Below are 22,227 nucleotides of genomic sequence, written 5' to 3' on the forward strand. Positions count from 1 at the left end.
CGGAAGCTAAGCCTTTCAGCGCCGATGGTACTGCAGGGGGGACCCTGTGGGAGAGTAGGACGCCGCCGAACAATCATTGTGGGGAAGCCCCGCACCTTATGGTGCGGGGCTTTTCTGCGTTCACGGCAGGACCCACCCATGCGGCGGCCCCCGTCTCCTCAGGACCGAGGGGACGGGGGCCGGCGTGGTGGTGGGTCAGTTGTCGGTGCCGGTTGCGGCCTTGGTGAGTTCCAGGTCCAGGGCCTCGCGGCGGATGCGCTGGTCGACGTAGAGGAAGACGGAGACGCCGGCCGCGATCGGGTACGTGAGGGAGCTGGTGATGATTCCGCCGACGGCCATGACGGAGAGGTACGTCCACGTCAGCTCGAAGCCGCCGTCGAGGGCGAAGGCGATCGCCGTGAACGGGAGCGTCAGGATCATCGTGAAGATCATGATGAGGAGCTGGGTCAGCAGCGTGATGCCGAAGATCCGCCACCAGGAGCCGTCGACGAGCTTCGCCGAGCGCTTCAGCGCCGCGACGATGCCCTGACGCTCCAGCATGAGGGCCGGGGACGCCAGGCCGAAGCGGATCAGGAGCCAGACGATGGCGACGAAGGCCGCCGTGCCGCCGAGGAAGGCGAGCGTCGCACCGCCCGCACCGCCGAGCAGCAGGCCCGGCAGCATCGCCACGAAGGCGAGGGCTCCGGCGCCGAGCGGCAGGGCCAGGGACAGGAGCAGGAGCTGCGGCAGCCGCGGGCTCGCCTCCCGCCAGGCCTCGGCGACCGTCACGGGCCGGCCCAGGATCGCCCGGCTGACCACGATGGTGAGCAGGGCGCTGGTGAAGACCGAGGCGGCCACGGACACCAGCATCGTCGGGGCCAGCTCGGTGAAGGAGGCCCGGAGGTACTCGGAAGCCGCCTCCAGCTGTTCCGTCGGCGTCGCGTCCGCGTGCAGGGCCGGCAACTCCGCGGAGAGGTAGCGCTGCACGAACACCAGGGCGACCTGGGTGACGACGGCCACGGGGACCGTGACGGCCAGCACCGTACGCCAGTAGCGGCGGAGGGTCGCGACCGCGGCGTCGAGGATCTCGCCGACGCCCAGCGGACGCAGCGGGATGACACCCGGCTTCGGGGCCGCGGGGGCGCCGTAGCCGCCCCAGCCGCGCTGCGGGGGCGGGTTCCCCCAGGCCCGGCCGGGAGTCGGCGGCGGGTTCGGGCCGCCCGGAGGCGGCGACCAGCGGCCCGAGGGCGGCTGGTCCTTCGACCACTGGGGGCCGGAGGCGTCCTGTTCGGGCGCGGAGGGCTGCCCGGGGATCGCGGAGCCGTCCTGGCCGTCGGAAGGGGCGGATCCGGGCGTGTTCCGGCCCGGAGTGTCGTTCACGGTCGTCCACCTCGAAGGATTGGGTCGCGGTGCCGGTCGGCGAACCGGCCTGGTCACGGCGGCCGTCCACGGTCGGGCGGCGGGCCGGCTGCCATCGTGTCACGGTGGACCCCGGCATGGACCGGGCAGGAAGGACCGTCCCGAACGTGGGCGTTCGCGGCCCGGCGGGGTACGGTTCTGGGCGACCACGGGGGCACGGGGGTGACAGTCGTTACTGGCGGCGGGGCGCTCGGACACGCGGAGTAGAGACTCCGACCGGGACGTTGTCGCAGGTCAGTGAGGTATCTCACCAGCCGCCTTGAGACTGATACGGAAATGGGATGATGTCGATATGAAGGGACGCGTTCTCGTCGTCGACGACGACACCGCACTGGCCGAGATGCTCGGGATCGTGCTCAAGGGTGAAGGGTTCGAGCCGTCGTTCGTGGCGGACGGAGACAAGGCCCTCGCCGCATTCCGGGAGGCCAAGCCGGACCTGGTGCTGCTCGACCTCATGCTGCCCGGACGGGACGGCATCGAGGTGTGCAGGCTCATCAGGGCCGAGTCCGGCGTGCCCATCGTGATGCTGACGGCCAAGAGCGACACCGTCGACGTCGTCGTGGGCCTGGAGTCCGGGGCCGACGACTACATCGTCAAGCCGTTCAAGCCCAAGGAGCTCGTCGCCCGCATCCGGGCGCGGCTGCGGCGCTCCGAGGAGCCCGCGCCGGAGCAGCTCACCATCGGCGACCTCGTCATCGACGTGGCCGGGCACTCCGTGAAGCGGGACGGGCAGTCGATCGCGCTGACGCCGCTGGAGTTCGACCTCCTCGTGGCGCTGGCCCGCAAGCCGTGGCAGGTGTTCACCCGCGAGGTGCTCCTGGAACAGGTCTGGGGCTACCGGCACGCGGCCGACACCCGGCTGGTGAACGTGCACGTCCAGCGGCTGCGCTCCAAGGTCGAGAAGGACCCGGAGCGGCCGGAGATCGTAGTGACCGTCCGTGGCGTCGGTTACAAGGCGGGACCGAGCTGATATGAGCAAGGGCAGTACTGCTCCGGAGTCCCCGGCCGCCGGGGGCCGTACCGGGCGGGCTGCCGGACCGGGACGGGGGGGCTCGCGTTCCGGCCGCCTCAGGCGCGGTGGACGGCTCCTCCAGGACGGGACGCCGGGCGGCAGGGTCTTCAGGATCGTCGCCCGGCTGGTGCGCCGTCCGCTGCTTCCGGCGGTACGGCTGTGGCGGCGGAACATCCAGCTGCGGGTCGTCGCCGGCACCCTCCTCATGTCCCTCGGCGTCGTGCTGCTGCTCGGCCTCGTCGTCATCGGACAGGTCCGCAACGGTCTGCTCGACACCAAGGAGAAGGCCGCCCAGGTCCAGGCCGCCGGCGGGTTCTCCGCCGCGCAGGACCGGGCCGCGACCACGCCGTCGACGCCCGGGCAGGAGGGCGTACGCGCCGGATCCTCGGTGAACTGGCGCTCCACGCTCGTCGAGCAGCTCGCCAGCGGCGGGCAGAACGCGTTCAACGTGGTGGCGCTCTCGCTGGACTCCAGCGACTCCGCGAGCCGTGGCGCCCGCGCCTCCGGCGAGGTCGACCCCGTGCGGTCCGTCCCCGCCGACCTGCGGCGCCAGGTGGAGCAGGGCAACTCGCCGTACCAGAAGTTCGGGCGCATCCACTACACCAGCGACAAGCCGTCCGAACCGGGGCTGGTCATCGGCAAGCGGCTCAACGACGCCGAGGGCAAGCAGTACGAGCTCTACTACCTCTTCCCGCTCACCCAGGAGGAGGACTCCCTCACCCTGGTCAAGACGACCCTGGCGACCGCCGGACTCTTCGTCGTCGTCCTGCTCGGAGCCATCGCCTGGTTCGTGGTGCGGCAGGTCGTCACCCCCGTACGGATGGCCGCCGGGATCGCCGAGCGGCTCTCCGCCGGACGGCTCCAGGAACGGATGAAGGTCACCGGCGAGGACGACATCGCGCGCCTCGGCGAGGCCTTCAACAAGATGGCCTCCAACCTCCAGCTCAAGATCCAGCAGCTGGAGGAGCTGTCGCGGATGCAGCGGCGGTTCGTCTCCGACGTCTCGCACGAGCTGCGGACCCCGCTGACCACCGTCCGGATGGCGGCCGACGTCATCCACGAGGCCCGCGTCGACTTCGACCCCGTCACCGCGCGCTCCGCCGAACTCCTCGGCGACCAGCTCGACCGCTTCGAGTCGCTGCTCGCCGACCTCCTGGAGATCAGCCGCTTCGACGCGGGCGCCGCCGCCCTGGAGGCCGAGCCGATCGACCTGCGGCAGGTGGTGCGCCGGGTCATCGGCGGCGCCGAGCCGCTCGCCGAACGCAAGGGCACCCGGATCGTCGTCGTCGGCGACGAGCAGCCCGTCGTCGCCGAGGCCGACGCCCGCCGCGTCGAGCGGGTGCTGCGCAACCTCGTCGTCAACGCCGTCGAGCACGGCGAGGGCCGTGACGTCGTCGTCAAGCTGGCCGCGGCCGGCGGCGCCGTCGCCGTCGCCGTACGCGACTACGGCGTCGGACTGAAGCCGGGCGAGGCCACCCGGGTCTTCAACCGGTTCTGGCGGGCCGACCCGGCACGCGCGCGTACCACCGGCGGAACGGGCCTCGGCCTGTCCATCGCGGTCGAGGACGCGCGGCTGCACGGCGGCTGGCTCCAGGCGTGGGGCGAGGCCGGCGGCGGTTCGCAGTTCCGGCTCACGCTGCCGCGCACGGCCGACGAGCCGCTGCGGGGCTCGCCGATACCGCTGGAGCCCGAGGACTCCCGGCGCAACCGTGAGCAGGCCGCCGCGGGCCGGGCGCAGGAGTCGGGGCGTACCGCCTCCGTCCCCGCCCAGCCCGTAGGCGAACGGGCCCCGCTGCCCGGTGTGCCGCCGAGGATCCCGGCGCCGCCGAGCGCGGCCGTCGACCCGGCGGCGCTGCCCGGCAACGGCGCCCGGGTGGTGGCACGGACAGCGGCCGAGACGGAACAGGGCACCGGCGCGGGCGCGGGCTCGGGTACGGGCAGGGTGGGGAACGCGGAGCGGGAGGACGGCACACGTGAGCGCTGACGCGCTGAAGCGGCTGCGGGCGGGGCGGGAACGGGCCGGACGGGCGCTGGTGCTCGCCGTCTGCGGCGGAGTCCTGGCCACGGGCTGCGCCACCATTCCCGACAGCGGCGACGTCCAGCCCGTCCGAGGGGCCAACCCCGGGGACTCGCAGGTGCGGGTCTACGCGGTCGCCCCCCGGGAGAACGCGAACCCGGACGAGATCGTCGACGGCTTCCTGGAGGCCATGACCAGTGACGACCCCGGGTTCGCCACCGCCCGCAAGTACCTGACCGCGCACGCGGCCAACAGCTGGAAGCCGGAGCAGAGCATCACCGTGCTCGCCACCGCGCCCGACCGCAAGGGCGCCGACCGCAACGCCGACCCCGAGAGCCAGGGGCGCGCGTACTCGATCTTCGGGCGGAAGATCGCGACCGTGGACGCCCGGCACGCGTACCAGCCGAACAGCCCCGTCGAGTACACGCAGGCCATCCACGTCGTGCAGGAGGCCGCGGCCGACGGCAAGGGCAAGGAGTGGCGGATCGACGGCCTGCCGCCCGGCCTGGTCCTCGGCGAGGCCGACTTCCTGCGGAACTACCGCTCGGTCAACAAGTACTACTTCGCCTCCGGCGAGGACTGGCTGGTCGCCGACCCCGTCTACATCCGGCAGCGCCAGGACCCCATCACCCGTATGGACCCCGTGACGCAGACCGTGAAGGCGCTCCTGGAAGGCCCGACGCACTGGCTGCGGCCGGCCGTCGACGCGCCCTTCCCGTCCGGGACGGAGCTGGACGCGGACGTCACCACGCTGACGACCGACGACCAGTTCACGCTCAAGGTGCCGCTCAACGTGAAGGCCGACCGGTTCGGCGGCGAGGTGTGCCGGCGGCTGGCGGCCCAGATGCTCGTCACGCTCGGCGACCTGCCCTCCGTACGGGTCGACCAGGTCGAGCTCCAGGCCGACGGCGGCGGCGCCGTCTGCCGGCTCGGGATGGGGCAGGCCGAGGAGTTCCAGGCGGTCAGGGACTCGGGGCAGCCCGAGACGCCGTACTTCGTCGACGACGACGGCCGGATGATCGCGCTCGCCTCCGGCAGGAAGGACGGCGTCCCGCCGATCCCCGTGCCCGGCCCGTTCGGCAAGGGTGCGGTGCCGCTGGGCTCCGTCGCCGTGGCCCGAGGCGAGACGCGGGCGGCCGGCGTGTCCGAGGACGGCACCTCGATGTACGTCTCCTCCATCACCACCGAGCAGGAGCAGCTGCCGCCCGTCTTCAAGAGCGCCGCCGTGGGCCCGGCGGCGGCCCGCAACGGGCTCTCGCAGCCCAGCTGGGACGGCCGCCGGGGCGACCTGTGGGTCGCCGACCGTGCCAAGGGCCACCAGCGGCTCGTGGTCGTGCCCGACGGCACCGGCAAGTGGTTCGAGGTCCGCACGCCGTGGCTGAACGAGGACACCCGGGTCGAGTCGCTGCGCGTCTCGGCCGACGGGGTGCGGATCGCGCTCCTCATCACCCGCGACGGGCGCACCACCCTCCAGATCGGCCGGATCGAGCGCCAGGACGGCGGGGACCAGCAGATCGTGTCCGTGGTCGACCTCCAGCCCGCCGCGCCGCGCATGGAGTCGGTCTCGTCCGTCTCCTGGGCGGGCCCGAGCCGGCTCGTCGTCGTCGGCCGCGAGGCCGGCGGCGTCCAGCAGATCCGCTTCCTCCAGACCGACGGCTCCACCTCCGCCAGCTCCGTGCTCCCCGGCCTCAACGGCGTCAGCTCCGTCGCCGCGCCCCACCGGGAGACCGAGCCGCTCGTCGCCGCCTCCGGCAACGACGGCATCGTGCGGCTGATGCCCGGCGCGAACTGGCAGCCGATGGTGAAGTCGGGCAGCGCGCCGGTCTTCCCCGGATAGCCCGGACGGAGACAACGGTGGAGGGGGCGGTGCCGGCAGGCACCGCCCCCTCCACCGTTGTCCACAGGGGGTTTTCCACAGGGGTGGCACCCCCCGCCCCTTCCCGCCACAGTGGAGCCATGCGGGGCTGGTGGCGCGAGATCTCCGGACTGGTGCTGCCGAGCACCTGCGAAGGCTGCGGGGCCGCCAGGACGGCCCTGTGCGCGGGGTGCGCGGGGGAGCTGGCGGGGGAGGGGGGAGGGGGTGGGCGGGTGTCCCCCCTGCCGGAGCCCGAGGGGCTGCCCCTGGTGCACGCCGCCCTGCCGTACGAGGGTGCGGTGCGGGCGTTGCTGATCGCGCACAAGGAGCGGGGGGCGCTGGGGCTTGCGGGGCCGCTGGGCGGGGCGCTCGCGCGGGCCGTGGAGGGGGTTGTGGGGGCCGTGGGCGGTGTCGGGGGCCGTCCGCTGCTCCTGGTGCCGGTGCCGTCCTCGCGGGGCTCGGTGCGGGCACGGGGGCACGATCCGACGCGGCGGGTGGCGCTGGCCGCGGCGGCGCGGCTGCGGCGGGCGGGGCGGCCGGCGCGGGTGGTGCCGGTGCTGCGGCAGCGGCGGGCCGTGGCGGACCAGGCAGGGCTCGGGGCGCGCGGGCGGCGGCTGAACCTGGCGGGGGCGCTGGAGGTGGTGCCGGGCGGTGCGCGGCTCCTGGCGGCCGGACGGGTGGTCCTCGTGGACGACCTGATGACGACCGGGGCGACGCTCGCGGAGGCGGCGCGTGCGGTCGGGGCCGGGGTCCCGGGCAGGGTGGGGGGTGAGGGCGGGGGCGGCGGGGGCGTGGGCCCCGGATTCGTCCATCCCGCGTTCACTCCCGCGTTCCCCTCCGGGGCGGCGGAAAGATCCGGAAGTGATTTCGCGCAGCATGAATTCGAACAGCGGGTGGCGGCTGTGATCGCATCATCTCCCGCCTCGTTCGAAATAAACCGGAACTCGCCAGGAACTTGGATCGTTGCAGGTGGTGAGAGGTGAAAGCCTCCGAATGGAGGTAAGTCGCGGCAGCGGGTGCCGACACCCGTCCGAAGGGGCTATGTTCGGTTGTGAGGGGCGGGCGAAAGCCCGGTCCCCTCAACGTCTACATGGTTGCGCACAGGACAGGAGTTAAAGGCGAATTAACCTCCCGTCGACGGGGTGGCGATCTTGTCGGCTGGGGAGGAGGAGGTCGAAGTCGCCAAGTCCGAGCTCCGGTGAAACCGCCGGAGCTGGTGCAAAGGGAGATGCCCGCCGGCCTAGGAGCCGGGCGGGCGATCCGGGAACGGAGTTCTGCGTGGACATCGTCGTCAAGGGCCGCAAGACCGAGGTGCCCGAGCGGTTCCGCAAGCACGTGGCCGAGAAGCTGAAGCTGGAGAAGATCCAGAAGCTCGACGGCAAGGTGATCAGCCTCGACGTCGAGGTGTCCAAGGAGCCCAACCCGCGGCAGGCCGACAGGTCCGACCGCGTGGAGATCACCCTCCACTCCCGAGGCCCGGTCATCCGGGCGGAAGCGTCGGCCGGCGACCCGTACGCGGCCCTCGACCTGGCCAGCGACAAGCTGGAGGCCAGGCTCCGCAAGCAGCACGACAAGCGTTACACCCGCAGGGGCAACGGACGGCTGTCCGCGGCCGAGGTCGGCGACGTCGTCCCCGGTGCGGCGCAGCTGAACGGGCAGGGAGAGCTCGTGGCCGACGAGACCGCCGGTGCCGTGCCCACCACGATGATGGGTTCGATCGAGGTCCAGGGCGAAGGTCCGCTCGTGGTCCGCGAGAAGACGCACCGGGCCGCCGCGATGGGACTCGACCAGGCCCTCTACGAGATGGAACTGGTCGGGCACGACTTCTATCTCTTCGTCGACGCCGAGACCAAGCAGCCGAGCGTCGTCTACCGGCGCCACGCCTACGACTACGGCGTCATCCACCTGGAGAACGACCCGCTCGCCGAGAACAGCGGCGGAGCGGGCGGCGCGCTCGGCGGCTGACCCGTCGAACGGCTGATTGACCGTCTCTTTCGGTGCCCCTGGAGCGCCCCTCGCGCCCCCAGGGGCACCCCTGTGCGGTACTGGGGACACCCCGGGGCCGTCCGGGCATGAAATCATGGCGTGCACGCCAACCGGTGCTTCCTGGGCAGTGGTTGGAGGACCGGAAACGAATTCAGGCCACGGCCTTCAGGGGGAGGAACGATGGCAGACAGCTTCGGCCCGGTGCTCGGCGGGCACGAGCGCGGTGCGCTCGCCCATGAGGGTGTTCCGGAAGGAGCGGATTCGGCCGCCGACGTCTATCGCCGGGAGCCGATCCGGGTCCTCGTCGTGGACGACCACGCGCTGTTCCGGCGGGGGCTGGAGATCGTCCTCGCGCAGGAGGAGGACATCCAGGTCGTCGGCGAGGCGGGTGACGGGGCGGAGGCGGTCGACAAGGCGGCGGATCTGCTGCCGGACATCGTCCTGATGGATGTACGGATGCCCCGGCGCGGCGGCATCGAGGCGTGCACGTCCATCAAGGAGGTCGCCCCCAGCGCGAAGATCATCATGTTGACGATCAGCGACGAGGAGGCGGACCTGTACGACGCGATCAAGGCGGGCGCGACGGGCTACCTGCTCAAGGAGATCTCCACGGACGAGGTCGCGACGGCGATCCGTGCCGTGGCCGACGGGCAGTCCCAGATCAGCCCGTCGATGGCCTCGAAGCTCCTCACCGAGTTCAAGTCGATGATCCAGCGCACCGACGAGCGCCGGCTGGTGCCGGCCCCCCGGCTCACCGACCGCGAGCTGGAGGTACTGAAGCTGGTCGCGACCGGCATGAACAACCGGGACATCGCCAAGGAGCTGTTCATCTCCGAGAACACCGTGAAGAACCACGTGCGGAACATCCTGGAGAAGCTCCAGCTCCACTCCCGCATGGAGGCCGTGGTGTACGCGATGCGGGAGAAGATCCTGGAGATCCGCTAGGCCGGATCCGGAGGTGGGTCCTAGGCGTTCAGGGCCTTGACCAGGGCCGGGGTGAGTTCCGGCGGGTCCAGGCGCTCGACGCGTACCGTGTCGCAGCCGACCCAGGCGGCGGCCTCGCGGAGGGCCTGGGCGACCGGTTCCACGGCCTTGGGGCCCTCCAGGGAGACCTGCCTGCCGACGAGGGTGCGGCCCTCGCGGGCCGGGTCCACGCGGCCGACGAGGCGGCCGCCGGCGAGGACCGGCATCGCGAAGTATCCGTGCACCCGCTTCGGCTTCGGCACATAGGCCTCCAGGCGGTGGGTGAAGCCGAAGATCCGCTCGGTGCGCGCCCGCTCCCAGATGAGGGAGTCGAAGGGGGAGAGGAGCGTCGTGCGGTGGCGGCCGCGCGGCGGGGCGGCGAGGGCCGCCGGGTCCGCCCAGGCCGGCTTCCCCCAGCCCTCCACCTCGACCGGCACCAGACCGGAGTCGGCGACCACGGCGTCGAACTGCTCGGCCTTCAGCCGGTGGTAGTCGGCGATGTCCGCGCGCGTGCCGACGCCGAGCGCCTCGCCCGCCTGCCGTACGAGGCGCCGTACGCACTCGGTGTCGTCGAGGTCGTCGTGGCGCAGCGGCTCCGGGATCGCGCGCTCGGCGAGGTCGTACACGCGCTTCCAGCCGCGCCGCTCGGTGACGACGACGTCGCCGTACATCAGCGCCCGCTCGACGGCGATCTTCGTGTCGGACCAGTCCCACCACTCGCCCTTGTTCTTGGCGCCGCCGAGCTCGGTCGCGGTCCGCGGGCCCTCGGACCGCAGCTGGTCGACGACCTTGGCGTAGGCGCCCTCGGGCAGCTCGTGGTACCAGTGCGGGCGGGCGCGGTAGGCGCGGCGGCGGAAGGCGAAGAGCGGCCACTCCTCGACGGGCAGGACGCAGGCGGCGTGCGACCAGTACTCGAAGGCGTGGCCGTCGGACCAGTACGCCTCCTCGACGGTGGTCCGTCCGACGGCGCCGAGGCGGGCGTAGGGGATGAGTTCGTGCGAGCGGGCGAGGACCGAGATGGTGTCCAGCTGGACCTGGCCGAGGTGACGGAGTACGCCGCGGACGCCGGCCTTGCGGTCGGGGGCGCCGAGGAAGCCCTGGGCGCGCAGGGCGATCCTGCGCGCCTCGGTGGCGGAGAGGGCGGCGGTGGGCTTCGGAGCGGGCTTCGGAGAGGTCGGCGGGGCGGTCTTCGGCACGGTCTTCGGCACGGTCGTCATGGGGAAACCCTAGGCCCCGGGACCGACAGCGCCGGGGGTGTCCGGGGTGGTCGGGCGGGGGGCCACGGCGGGGGGTGCCTCGCGGGGCGGGAGGTACGGGACGGGGCTGGGGAGGCCGAAGTCGGAGGGGAGCAGGGCGCCGGTCCAGGCGTCCCTGAGGGTGCCGTTGTGGAGGAGGCCGGCGCGCTGGACGCCCTCCAGGGCGAAGCCGACGCGTTCGGCGACGGCGCGGGAGGCGGTGTTGCCGACCTCGGCGCGCCAGATGAGGCGGACGCAGCCGAGGCCGGTGAAGGCCCAGTGGGCGACGGTGCGGACGACCTCGGTCATATAGCCCTGGCCGCGGTGGCCGGGGGCCAGCCAGAAGCCGACCTCCCAGACGCCGTTGCCGCGGTTGTGGAGGCCGACGGCGGCGAAGAGCGGGCCGCCCTCCAGCGGCTCGACGGCGAAGCTGTAGTCGGAGTCGTCGCGCCAGCCGTCGGGGACGAGCCGGGTGAGGAAGAAGGTGGCGGCCTCGCGGGGGTACGGGTCCGGGACGGTCGTCCAGCGGCGGATGGCGGGGTCCTGGCAGTGGGCGTACACGATGTCCTCGTCCTCGGGGACGAATCCGCGCAGCCGGAGGCGGTCGCTGGTGAGCGTGATGGGATCCATGCCCGGATTGTGAGGACCGGGCGGGGCGGAAGCGAACACTTTTCGGATGGCGCGGCACCTTCCGACCACCTTGTGCGTTCTCTTTGCGGGCGGACGTGCGGTGGCGGCGATGCGGGCCTCCCTCCGCGAGGGTGGTCTCGCTTACGATGGCCGTTGCGGTGGGGACCACCTGCCGTGCCCGCGCTCGTGTCCGTACAAGACCCAGTGCCAGGCCCGACCGGCAAGGAGACCAGCCTCAGTGTCCGTCTTCAACAAGCTCATGCGTGCAGGCGAAGGCAAGATCCTGCGCAAACTGCACCGCATCGCGGACCAGGTCAACTCCATCGAAGAGGACTTCGTCAACCTCTCCGACGCCGACCTGCGGGCGCTCACGGAGGAGTACAAGCAGCGGTACGCCGACGGCGAGAGCCTCGACGACCTGCTGCCGGAGGCCTTCGCCACCGTCCGTGAGGCCGCCAAGCGCGTCCTGGGCCAGCGTCACTACGACGTCCAGCTGATGGGCGGTGCCGCGCTGCACCTCGGCTACGTGGCCGAGATGAAGACCGGTGAGGGCAAGACCCTCGTCGGCACGCTTCCGGCGTATCTGAACGCGCTGTCCGGCAAGGGCGTGCACCTGATCACGGTGAACGACTACCTGGCCGAGCGCGACTCCGAGATGATGGGCAGGGTCCACAAGTTCCTGGGTCTCCAGGTCGGCTGCATCCTCGCCAACATGACGCCGGCGCAGCGCCGTGAGCAGTACGCCTGCGACATCACGTACGGCACGAACAACGAGTTCGGCTTCGACTACCTGCGCGACAACATGGCGTGGTCGAAGGACGAGCTGGTGCAGCGCGGCCACAACTTCGCGTGCGTGGACGAGGTCGACTCGATCCTCGTCGACGAGGCCCGTACGCCGCTGATCATCTCCGGCCCGGCCGACCAGGCCACCAAGTGGTACGGCGACTTCGCGAAGCTGGTCACCCGCCTCACGAAGGGCGAGCCCGGCAACCCGCTGAAGGGCATCGAGGAGACCGGCGACTACGAGGTCGACGAGAAGAAGCGCACGGTCGCCATCCACGAGGCCGGTGTCGCCAAGGTCGAGGACTGGCTGGGCATCGACAACCTGTACGAGTCGGTGAACACCCCGCTCGTCGGTTACCTGAACAACGCCATCAAGGCGAAGGAACTGTTCAAGAAGGACAAGGACTACGTCGTCATCGACGGCGAGGTCATGATCGTCGACGAGCACACCGGCCGTATCCTCGCCGGCCGCCGTTACAACGAGGGCATGCACCAGGCCATCGAGGCCAAGGAGGGCGTGCAGATCAAGGACGAGAACCAGACGCTCGCCACGATCACCCTCCAGAACTTCTTCCGCCTCTACGACAAGCTGTCCGGCATGACCGGTACGGCGATGACCGAGGCGGCCGAGTTCCACCAGATCTACAAGCTCGGCGTCGTCCCGATCCCGACGAACAAGCCGATGCAGCGCAAGGACCAGTCCGACCTGATCTACCGGACCGAGGTCGCGAAGTTCGCGGCGGTCGTCGACGACATCGTGGAGAAGCACGAGAAGGGCCAGCCGGTCCTCGTCGGCACCACGTCCGTCGAGAAGTCCGAGTACCTCTCGCAGCAGCTGTCGAAGCGCGGTGTGCCGCACGAGGTGCTGAACGCCAAGCACCACGAGCGCGAGGCCACGATCGTCGCCCAGGCCGGCCGCCGGGGCGCGGTCACCGTCGCCACGAACATGGCCGGCCGCGGTACCGACATCAAGCTGGGCGGCAACCCGGACGACCTGGCCGAGGCGGAGCTGCGGCAGGCGGGTCTGGACCCGGTCGAGCACGTCGAGGAGTGGGCCGCGGCCCTCCCCGGTGCCCTGGAGCGCGCCGAGAAGGCCGTGAAGGCGGAGTTCGAGGAGGTCAAGGAGCTCGGCGGCCTCTACGTCCTGGGCACCGAGCGCCACGAGTCGCGGCGTATCGACAACCAGCTGCGCGGTCGTTCCGGCCGTCAGGGCGACCCGGGCGAGTCCCGCTTCTACCTGTCGCTGGGCGACGACCTGATGCGGCTCTTCAAGGCGCAGATGGTCGAGCGCGTCATGGCGATGGCCAACGTGCCGGACGACGTGCCGATCGAGAACAAGATGGTCACCCGGGCGATCGCCTCCGCGCAGTCGCAGGTCGAGACGCAGAACTTCGAGACGCGCAAGAACGTCCTGAAGTACGACGAGGTGCTGAACCGTCAGCGCGAGGTCATCTACGGCGAGCGCCGGCGCGTCCTGGAGGGCGAGGACCTGCACGAGCAGATCCGCCACTTCATGGACGACACCATCGACGACTACATCCGTCAGGAGACCGCCGAGGGCTTCGCGGAGGAGTGGGACCTGGACCGGCTGTGGGGCGCGTTCAAGCAGCTCTACCCGGTGAAGGTGACGGTCGAGGAGCTGGAGGACGCGGCGGGCGACCGCGCGGGCATCACCGCGGAGTTCATCGCCGAGTCCATCAAGGACGACATCCACGCCCAGTACGAGGCGCGGGAGGCGCAGCTCGGCTCGGAGATCATGCGCGAGCTGGAGCGCCGGGTCGTGCTGTCGGTCCTGGACCGCAAGTGGCGCGAGCACCTCTACGAGATGGACTACCTCCAGGAGGGCATCGGCCTGCGGGCGATGGCGCAGAAGGACCCGCTGGTCGAGTACCAGCGCGAGGGCTTCGACATGTTCACCGCCATGATGGAGGGCATCAAGGAGGAGTCCGTCGGCTACCTGTTCAACCTGGAGGTCCAGGTCGAGCAGCAGGTCGAGGAGGTTCCGGTGCAGGCGGGCGCGCCGTCCCTGGACAAGGGCGAGGCGGTGCCGGCGGGTGGCCGTCCGGAGATCCGCGCGAAGGGCCTGGACGCCCCGCAGCGGCCGGACCGGCTGCACTTCTCGGCGCCGTCGGTGGACGGTGACGGGGGTGTCGTCGAGGGCGACTTCGAGTCGGACGGCGAGGACGCGGGCGACGGGCTGACGCGGGCGGAGCGCCGCAAGGCGCAGAAGAGCGCGGGCGGGCGTCGCCGCAAGAAGTGACCCGCTGAGTGGTGACCTGCTGAGTGGTGACCCGCTGAGCAGTGACCTGTCGAGTGCGGTCGAAGGGCCCTGCCGGATCCGTCCGGCGGGGCCCTTCGTCATGGCTGGGCGCCGCCGACCAGTCGGCCGAGGCCGTCGAGTTCGACGGCGGCGCACCGCCAGCGGTGGTCGTCGCCGCGTTCCAGGCGGAAGGCGAGGGCGCGGACGCGGTGGCCGGCGGCGAGGGAGGCGAAGACCTCCAGGACGGCGTCCCCGGAGTGCGGCTGCGCGGCGCACCGGCGCAGTACGGGCCGGGCTCCGAGCCCTCGCGACACGGTCCTCGGCGCGAGCCGCACCAGCTGCTCGTAGGCCTCTCCGACGGTCAGCCCCAGCATCGAGTGCACGGGCCGCTCCCCGCTGAGCACGGCGACGAGGCGCTCGGCGAACGCGGTGTGCACGGGGAGGGTGCGGCGGGAGGCGCCTCCCGAGCCCGAGCCCGAGCCCGATCCCGAGCCCGGGCGCCGGGGCCGCCGGCCGGGACCGCCCTGCCCGGGCACGGTCGGGCGGGCGGCGGCCGGGGGCGTGACGTGGGTGCGGCGGGGCTGGGGTTCGGGGGTGGTGGTGGTCATGGTGTGGCGCATGGGATCCCTTCGGAGGGTGACCGTGAGATACCGGTCGGTAACTTTCCGTAGGGATCTTGTACGGGGTGGGTGGCGGGGCCCGCAAGAGGGGTGCGGGCCGGGGCGGACACGTACGGTGATTCGCCTATCAGGGTGATCCCGGGCTACGGGTGGACATCCCGGGGTAGTCGGGGCGGACGTATCCTGAGGGCGTTTCCGACTACGAAAGCGGCCAGCCATGCGCGTGTACGTCCCTCTGACCCTTCCCGGTCTCGCACAGGCGCACAAGGCCGGCGAGGTGGGGCCCGGGCCGCTGACCGCCTACGCGGTGACCCCCGCGCTGCGCGAGTGGTACGTCTCCGACGACATCGAGGAGCTGGAGTACGCGGCCCTCAGCCGGGCCGCCGCCGCCTCGCTGCGGCTCGTCGCGGGCGACCCGGAGGCGCCGCGCCGCCGGGTGGTCGTGGCCGTCGACGTCGCCGACAAGGACGCGACCGTGGACCCGGACCGGGGGCTCGACGCCGGCGCGATCGGCGAGGTGCGGATCGCCGGGCCCGTGGTCCTCGCGAAGGCCGCCGCCGTGCACGCCGACGCCGACGACGCCGAGGCGGACGTGACCGCCGCGGCCGCCGCGCTCGGCGCCGCCGACCAGGGCGACGACGACGCGCGGTTCGTCGTGGACGGGGCCGAGGACCACGAGCTCCTCTGGTTCGGAATCCAGGAGATCCCCTCCCTCCTCGGCTGAGCCGGCGGCCTGTACCGTCGCTCCATGGGGAAGCACCACATGAAGAAGCATCTGGTCTGGGACTGGAACGGCACCCTGCTGGACGACATCGCCGCGGTCATCGGGGCCACCAACGCGGCCTTCGCCGAGCTCGGCCTCGAACAGATCACGCTGGAGCGGTACCGCGAGCTGTACACCGTCCCGGTGCCGAAGTTCTACGAGCGGCTGATGGGGCGGCTGCCCACCGATGCCGAGTGGTCCCTGATGGACGGGACCTTCCACCGGTACTACTGGGAGCGCGCGGAGGGCTGCGGGCTGACCGCGGGCGCCGCCGAGCTGCTCGCGGCCCGGCAGGCCGCCGGGGCCACCCAGTCGCTGCTCTCGCTCGCCCCGCACGCCGACCTGCTGCCGCTGGTGCGGCGGCACGGGATCGAGGAGCGGTTCGTCCGGGTCGACGGGCGCCCCGACAGCTCCACGGACGGCAAGTCCGGGCACATGGTGCGCCACCTGGAGGCGCTGGCCGTCCCCGTCGAGCGGATCGTCGTCATCGGTGACGCCGCGGACGACGCGGTGGCCGCGAGCCATGTGGGGGCGCGGGCGGTGCTCTACACCGGCGGCTCGCACAGCCGGGCCTCGCTGGAGCGGGTCGGCGTGCCGGTCGTGGACTCCCTGGAGGAGGCCGTCGCGGTCGCGGAGGAGCTGGCCTAGCCGCGGCGTACGGGGCCGTCCTCCGGACGGCCCCGGCCCCCCCGCCTCAGCCTCAGCCCTTCGCGCGCAGGACCTTCAGGAACTCCCGCATCCAGGTCGGGTGGTCCGGCCAGGCCCGTGAGGAGACGAGCAGGCCGTCGACGACCGCCGCCGAGTCCTGGAAGTCGGCGCCCGCCGCCTGCATGTCCAGCTCCAGGGCCGGGTACGCGGTGACCCTGCGGCCCTCCAGGCCGCCGACCGCCGCCGTGAGCAGCGGGCCGTGGCAGATCTGCGCCACCGGCTTGTCCGCGTCGAAGAAGGACTTCAGGATCTTGCGGAGCTCCGGGTCGTTGCGCAGGTACTCCGGGGCGCGGCCGCCCGGGATCACCACGGCCGCGTAGTCGCCCGGGTCGACCTCCGAGAAGGCGAGGTCGGCGGGCCAGGTGTAGCCGGGCTTCTCCGTGTACGTGTCGTAGCCGGGTTCGAAGTCGTGGACCACGAACCGGAGCTGCTTGCGCGCGGGGGCCGCGATGTCGACCTCGTACCCTTCTTCGAGCAGGCGCTGGTACGGGTACAACACCTCCAGCGACTCCGCCGCGTCGCCCGTCACGATCAAGATCTTCGCCATGGCTCTCCCGAGTCTCAGGGACGGTCGGTCCTCGTCGTGCACGCGTCCACGCTGCACCGTTCCGCGCGATCCGCCAAGAGTGCATGTGTCGCTGTCCAGAACGTCAAACTTCCACCCCCGCTTTTGTACACATACGGCTCATGACGAGGCAGGGGGCTTGAGCGATAGGCTTTTCCCGTGATCAGCGCGATACGCCGCGGGGGCAGTGCGGCCCCCGGCTGCCGCCCGGTCCGCTCACGCGGCCGGGCCGACCGTGCGTTCGCCGATCCCCTCCGTCCGGAAACCCCGCCCTCCGTGGCCGGTTTCGATCCGGGCATCTCTCATCAGGGCATAACGTCGCCTTCGATCGGAATCACCGCGTCGAGGCGTTGTGCCCTTTCTTTCTTCCACCGACGTCACGCAACGGCGCGCGACAGGAGCAGAGGACATGCAGACCAAGCTGGACGAAGCAAAGGCCGAGCTGCTCGAAAGGGCCGCCCGCGTAGCTGAGCACAGCCCGGTCGGGGGGCGACTTCCGACGGGCCCGGAGGGCGACCGCCCGGACCGGGACACCGTGCTCGACTATCTCCAGCGCTACTACCTGCACACCGCCCCCGAGGACCTCTCCGACCGCGATCCGGACGACGTCTTCGGCGCCGCGCTCTCCCACTACAAGCTCGCGGAGAACCGGCCCCAGGGCACCGCGAACGTCCGCGTGCACACCCCGACGGTCGAGGAGAACGGCTGGACCAGCAGCCACTCCGTCGTCGAGGTCGTCACCGACGACATGCCCTTCCTCGTCGACTCCGTCACCAACGAGCTGTCCCGCCAGGGCCGCGGCATCCACGTCGTGATCCACCCGCAGGTCCTCGTCCGCCGTGACATCACCGGCAAGCTCATCGAGGTCCTGTCGGCCCAGATCCACGGCGAGCTGCCGCACGACGCGCTCGCCGAGTCCTGGATCCACGTCGAGATCGACCGCGAGACCGACAGGGCCGACCTCAAGCAGATCACCGCCGACCTGCTCCGGGTCCTCTCCGACGTCCGCGAGACCGTCGAGGACTGGGAGAAGATGCGCGACGCCGCGCTGCGCATCGCCGACGGCCTCCCCGCCGAGCCCACCGCCTCCGACCTGCGGCCCACCGAGGTCGAGGAGGCCCAGGAGCTGCTCCGCTGGCTCTCCGACGACCACTTCACCTTCCTCGGCTACCGGGAGTACGAGCTCGTCGACGGCGACGCGCTCGCCGCCGTCCCCGGCACCGGCCTCGGCATCCTGCGCGCCGACCCGCACCACACCGACGGCGAGTCCGGCCACCACGCCCACCCGGTCTCCCCGTCCTTCAGCCGGCTGCCCGCCGACGCCCGCGCCAAGGCCCGCGAGCACAAGCTGCTCATCCTGACGAAGGCCAACAGCCGCGCGACCGTGCACCGCCCCTCGTACCTCGACTACGTCGGCGTGAAGAAGTTCGACGCCGACGGCAACGTCATCGGCGAGCGCCGCTTCCTCGGCCTGTTCTCCTCCGCCGCGTACACCGAGTCCGTGCGCCGCGTGCCCGTCGTCAAGCGCAAGGTCCAGGAGGTCCTCGCCGGCGCCGGCTTCTCCCCGAACAGCCACGACGGCCGCGACCTGCTCCAGATCCTGGAGACCTACCCGCGCGACGAGCTGTTCCAGACCCCGGTCGACCAGCTCCAGTCCATCTCCACCAGCGTCCTGTACCTCCAGGAGCGGCGCCGGCTGCGGCTCTACCTGCGCCAGGACGAGTACGGCCGCTACTACTCGGCCCTCGTCTACCTGCCGCGCGACCGCTACACCACCCGCGTCCGGCTGCGGATCATCGAGATCCTCAAGGAGGAGCTGAACGGCACCTCCGTCGACTTCACCGCCTGGAACACCGAGTCGATCCTCTCCCGCCTCCACTTCGTCATCCGCGTCAAGCCGGGCACCGAGCTCGCCGCCCTCACCGACGCCGACGTGGACCGCATCGAGGCCCGGCTCGTCGAGGCCGCACGCTCCTGGGCCGACGGCTTCGGCGAGGCGCTCAACGCCGAGCTGGGCGAGGAGCGCGCCGCCGAGCTGCTGCGCCGCTACAACAACGCCTTCTCCGAGGGCTACAAGGCCGACCACTCGCCGCGCGCCGCCGTCGCCGACCTGGTCCGCATGGAAGCCCTCATCGCGGGCGGCAAGGACTTCGCGCTCTCCCTGTACGAGCCCGTCGCCGCCGGCCCCGGCGAGCGCCGCTTCAAGATCTACAAGACCGGCGAGCAGGTCTCCCTCTCCGCCGTCCTGCCGGTCCTCAACCGCCTCGGCGTCGAGGTCACCGACGAGCGGCCGTACGAGCTCCGCTGCGCCGACCGCACCCAGGCCTGGATCTACGACTTCGGCCTGCGGATGCCCGCGCCCACCGGCAACGGCGGCGACTTCGTCGGCGACGACGCCCGCGAGCGCTTCCAGGAGGCCTTCGCCGCCACCTGGACCGGCGAGGCCGAGAACGACAACTTCAACTCCCTCGTCCTCTCCGCCGGGCTCACCTGGCGCGAGGCGATGGTGCTGCGCGCCTACGCCAAGTACCTCCGGCAGGCGAGCTCGCCGTTCAGCCAGGACTACATGGAGGACACCCTCCGCAACAACGTCCACACCACCCGGCTGCTCGTCTCCCTCTTCGAGGCCCGGATGGCGCCGGAGCGCCAGCGCGCCGGCACCGAGCTCATCGACGGCATCCTGGAGGAGCTCGACGGCGCCCTCGACCAGGTCGCCAGCCTGGACGAGGACCGGATCCTGCGGTCCTTCCTCACCGTCATCAAGGCGACCCTGCGGACGAACTTCTTCCAGAGGTCCGCGGACGGCCGGCCGCACTCCTACGTGTCGATGAAGTTCGACCCGCAGGCCATCCCCGACCTGCCGGCGCCGCGCCCCGCCTTCGAGATCTGGGTGTACTCGCCGCGCGTCGAGGGCGTCCACCTGCGCTTCGGCAAGGTCGCCCGAGGCGGCCTGCGCTGGTCCGACCGCCGCGAGGACTTCCGTACCGAGATCCTCGGCCTGGTCAAGGCGCAGATGGTGAAGAACACCGTCATCGTGCCCGTCGGCGCCAAGGGCGGCTTCGTCGCCAAGCAGCTCCCGGACCCGTCCGCGGACCGCGACGCCTGGCTGGCCGAGGGCATCGCCTCGTACAAGACCTTCATCTCGGCGCTGCTCGACATCACCGACAACCTGGTCGCCGGCGAGGTCGTGCCCCCGGTCGACGTCGTCCGCCACGACGAGGACGACACCTACCTCGTCGTCGCCGCCGACAAGGGCACCGCCACCTTCTCCGACATCGCCAACGGCGTCGCGGAGGAGTACGGCTTCTGGCTCGGCGACGCCTTCGCCTCCGGCGGCTCCGCCGGCTACGACCACAAGGGCATGGGCATCACCGCCCGCGGCGCCTGGGAGTCCGTCAAGCGGCACTTCCGCGAGCTCGGCCACGACACCCAGACCGAGGACTTCACCGTCGTCGGCGTCGGCGACATGTCCGGCGACGTCTTCGGCAACGGCATGCTGCTCTCCGAGCACATCCGCCTCGTGGCCGCCTTCGACCACCGCCACATCTTCATCGACCCGAACCCGGACGCGGCCACCTCGTACGCCGAGCGCCGCCGCCTCTTCGACCTGCCCCGCTCCTCCTGGGCCGACTACAAGTCGGAGCTTCTGTCCGCGGGCGGCGGCATCCACCCCCGTACCGCGAAGTCCATCCCGGTCAACGCCCACGTCCGGGCCGCGCTCGGCATCGAGGAGGGCGTCACCAAGCTCACCCCGGCCGAGCTGATGAAGGCGATCCTCCAGGCGCCCGTCGACCTGCTGTGGAACGGCGGCATCGGCACGTACGTGAAGTCGAGCGTCGAGTCCAACACCGAGGTCGGCGACAAGGCCAACGACGCCATCCGCGTCGACGGCCAGGACGTCCGCGCCAAGGTCGTCGGCGAGGGCGGCAACCTCGGCGCCACCCAGCTCGGCCGCATCGAGTTCGCCCGCGCGGGCGGCCCCGAGCGCACCGGCGGCAAGATCAACACCGACGCCATCGACAACAGCGCCGGCGTCGACACCTCCGACCACGAGGTCAACATCAAGATCCTGCTCAACGGGCTCGTCGCCGAGGGCGACATGACCGTCAAGCAGCGCAACAAGATCCTCGCCGAGATGACCGACGAGGTCGGCCGGCTCGTCCTGCGCAACAACTACGCGCAGAACACCGCCCTCGCCAACGCCGTCGCCCAGTCGCCGTCCCTGCTCCACGCCCACCAGCGCTTCATGCGCCGCCTGGGCCGTGAGGGCGCGCTCGACCGCTCGCTGGAGTTCCTGCCCAACGACCGGCAGATCCGCGAGCTGCTCAACACCGAGCGGGGCCTCAGCCAGCCCGAGCTCGCCGTCCTCCTCGCGTACACCAAGATCACGGTGGCCGACGAGCTGATCGGCACCGGGCTGCCCGACGACCCGTACCTGGCAGGCCTGCTGCACGCCTACTTCCCGACGCTGCTGCGCGAGAAGTTCGGCGAGGCCGTCGACAACCACGCGCTGCGCCGCGAGATCATCACCACCGTCCTGGTCAACGACACCGTCAACACCGGCGGCTCGACCTTCCTGCACCGCCTCCGCGAGGAGACCGGCGCGTCCCTGGAGGAGATCGTCCGCGCCCAGACCGCGGCCCGTGCCATCTTCCGGCTCGGCGAGATCTGGGACGCCGTCGAGGCCCTCGACAACACGGTCCCGGCCGAGGTCCAGACCCGGATGCGGCTGCACTCCCGCCGGCTCGTCGAGCGCGGCACCCGCTGGCTGCTCAACAACCGGCCGCAGCCGCTCGCGATCGGCGAGACCATCGAGTTCTTCGCCGACCGCGTCGAGCGGGTGCGGGCGCAGCTGCCGCAGCTGCTGCGCGGCTCGGACGCGGAGTGGTACCGGTCGATCCTCGACGACCTGACCGGCCTCGGCGTCCCGGAGGAGCTGGCCGTGCGCGTCGCGGGCTTCTCGTCCGCCTTCCCGACGCTCGACATCGTCGCCGTCGCCGACCGCATGGACAAGGACCCGCTGGCCGTCGCCGAGGTCTACTACGACCTCGCCGACCGCCTGCGGATCACCGACCTCATGGACCGGATCATCGAGCTGCCGCGGGCCGACCGCTGGCAGTCCATGGCCCGCGCCTCCATCCGCGAGGACCTCTTCGCCGCTCACGCGGCGCTCACCTCCGACGTCCTGGCCGCCGGCAACGGCACCGCGTCGCCCGAGGAGCGCTTCAAGGCGTGGGAGGAGAAGAACGCGCCGATCCTGAGCCGGGCCCGGACGACCCTGGAGGAGATCCAGGGCTCGGACACCTTTGACCTGGCGAACCTGTCGGTGGCGATGCGGACGATGCGGACGCTGCTGAGGGCGCACAGCTGACGCTTTGTGACGCGGAAAGGCTCCGCCGGACGTGGACGCGTCCGGCGGAGCCCTTCGGTGG

At 71.6% G+C, this 22,227-nt stretch carries 15 protein-coding genes; 10 read left to right on the top strand and 5 right to left on the bottom strand.

What is annotated here, in order from left to right; translation table 11 throughout:
• Positions 1-195: 195 nt before the first annotated feature.
• Positions 196-1,359: a hypothetical protein gene (locus HHL19_RS00005; protein WP_169084243.1), complete on the bottom strand. Its 1,164-nt coding sequence runs from the start codon at positions 1,357-1,359 to the stop codon at positions 196-198.
• 331 nt (positions 1,360-1,690) lie between these two features.
• Between HHL19_RS00005 and mtrA the strand changes: the two genes are divergently transcribed.
• The 6 genes from mtrA (at position 1,691) to HHL19_RS00035 (ending at position 9,213) form a co-directional block, all read left to right on the top strand.
• Positions 1,691-2,368, top strand: a complete 678-nt coding sequence (gene mtrA / locus HHL19_RS00010; RefSeq protein ID WP_030498730.1) for a two-component system response regulator MtrA — start codon at positions 1,691-1,693, stop codon at positions 2,366-2,368.
• Between the two features lies 1 nt (position 2,369).
• Positions 2,370-4,394: an MtrAB system histidine kinase MtrB gene (gene mtrB, locus HHL19_RS00015; RefSeq protein ID WP_169084244.1), complete on the top strand. Its 2,025-nt coding sequence runs from the start codon at positions 2,370-2,372 to the stop codon at positions 4,392-4,394.
• A gap of 49 nt (positions 4,395-4,443) precedes the next feature.
• Complete coding sequence (locus HHL19_RS00020; protein WP_169086135.1) at positions 4,444-6,264, top strand: LpqB family beta-propeller domain-containing protein; 1,821 nt, start codon at positions 4,444-4,446, stop codon at positions 6,262-6,264.
• Between the two features lie 119 nt (positions 6,265-6,383).
• Positions 6,384-7,265, top strand: coding sequence for a ComF family protein (locus HHL19_RS00025; protein ID WP_169084246.1), 882 nt, complete (start codon positions 6,384-6,386; stop codon positions 7,263-7,265).
• Between the two features lie 295 nt (positions 7,266-7,560).
• Positions 7,561-8,247 carry a ribosome-associated translation inhibitor RaiA gene (gene raiA, locus HHL19_RS00030; RefSeq protein WP_169084249.1) on the top strand — a complete coding sequence of 229 codons (687 nt, stop codon included), beginning with the start codon at positions 7,561-7,563 and terminating at the stop codon, positions 8,245-8,247.
• 201 nt (positions 8,248-8,448) lie between these two features.
• Complete coding sequence (locus tag HHL19_RS00035) at positions 8,449-9,213, top strand: response regulator transcription factor (RefSeq protein WP_169084251.1); 765 nt, start codon at positions 8,449-8,451, stop codon at positions 9,211-9,213.
• A 20-nt stretch (positions 9,214-9,233) separates the two neighbouring features.
• On the opposite strand, the gene HHL19_RS00040 is transcribed toward HHL19_RS00035, so the two are convergent.
• Together HHL19_RS00040 and HHL19_RS00045 are read right to left on the bottom strand one after the other, a co-directional pair.
• Entirely contained in the window at positions 9,234-10,448 is a 1,215-nt protein-coding gene (locus tag HHL19_RS00040) for a crosslink repair DNA glycosylase YcaQ family protein (protein WP_169084253.1), read from the bottom strand.
• Between the two features lie 9 nt (positions 10,449-10,457).
• Positions 10,458-11,096 (bottom strand): GNAT family N-acetyltransferase, encoded by a 639-nt coding sequence (locus HHL19_RS00045; RefSeq protein ID WP_169084256.1) that lies wholly within the window; start codon positions 11,094-11,096, stop codon positions 10,458-10,460.
• 238 nt (positions 11,097-11,334) lie between these two features.
• Here HHL19_RS00045 and secA point away from each other — a divergent pair, with 238 nt between their 5' ends.
• Positions 11,335-14,139 carry a preprotein translocase subunit SecA gene (secA, locus tag HHL19_RS00050; RefSeq protein ID WP_169084258.1) on the top strand — a complete coding sequence of 935 codons (2,805 nt, stop codon included), beginning with the start codon at positions 11,335-11,337 and terminating at the stop codon, positions 14,137-14,139.
• A 98-nt stretch (positions 14,140-14,237) separates the two neighbouring features.
• Here the strand turns inward: secA and HHL19_RS00055 are convergent, their stop codons facing one another.
• Complete coding sequence (locus HHL19_RS00055; RefSeq protein WP_346768214.1) at positions 14,238-14,759, bottom strand: Rv3235 family protein; 522 nt, start codon at positions 14,757-14,759, stop codon at positions 14,238-14,240.
• 217 nt (positions 14,760-14,976) lie between these two features.
• Between HHL19_RS00055 and HHL19_RS00060 the strand changes: the two genes are divergently transcribed.
• Both HHL19_RS00060 and HHL19_RS00065 read left to right on the top strand, forming a co-directional pair.
• Entirely contained in the window at positions 14,977-15,483 is a 507-nt protein-coding gene (locus HHL19_RS00060) for a hypothetical protein (protein ID WP_169084260.1), read from the top strand.
• Between the two features lie 24 nt (positions 15,484-15,507).
• A complete protein-coding gene (locus tag HHL19_RS00065) occupies positions 15,508-16,170 on the top strand; it encodes an HAD hydrolase-like protein (protein WP_169084262.1) in 663 nt (220 codons plus the stop codon).
• 52 nt (positions 16,171-16,222) lie between these two features.
• On the opposite strand, the gene HHL19_RS00070 is transcribed toward HHL19_RS00065, so the two are convergent.
• Positions 16,223-16,777 carry a DJ-1/PfpI family protein gene (locus tag HHL19_RS00070; RefSeq protein ID WP_169084264.1) on the bottom strand — a complete coding sequence of 185 codons (555 nt, stop codon included), beginning with the start codon at positions 16,775-16,777 and terminating at the stop codon, positions 16,223-16,225.
• Positions 16,778-17,204: 427 nt separating this feature from the next.
• Here HHL19_RS00070 and HHL19_RS00075 point away from each other — a divergent pair, with 427 nt between their 5' ends.
• Positions 17,205-22,166: an NAD-glutamate dehydrogenase gene (locus HHL19_RS00075; protein ID WP_169084266.1), complete on the top strand. Its 4,962-nt coding sequence runs from the start codon at positions 17,205-17,207 to the stop codon at positions 22,164-22,166.
• The last annotated feature ends 61 nt before the right edge of the window (positions 22,167-22,227 follow it).

The sequence above is a fragment of the Streptomyces sp. R302 genome, assembly GCF_012927245.1.
Taxonomy (GTDB): Bacteria; Actinomycetota; Actinomycetes; order Streptomycetales; family Streptomycetaceae; genus Streptomyces.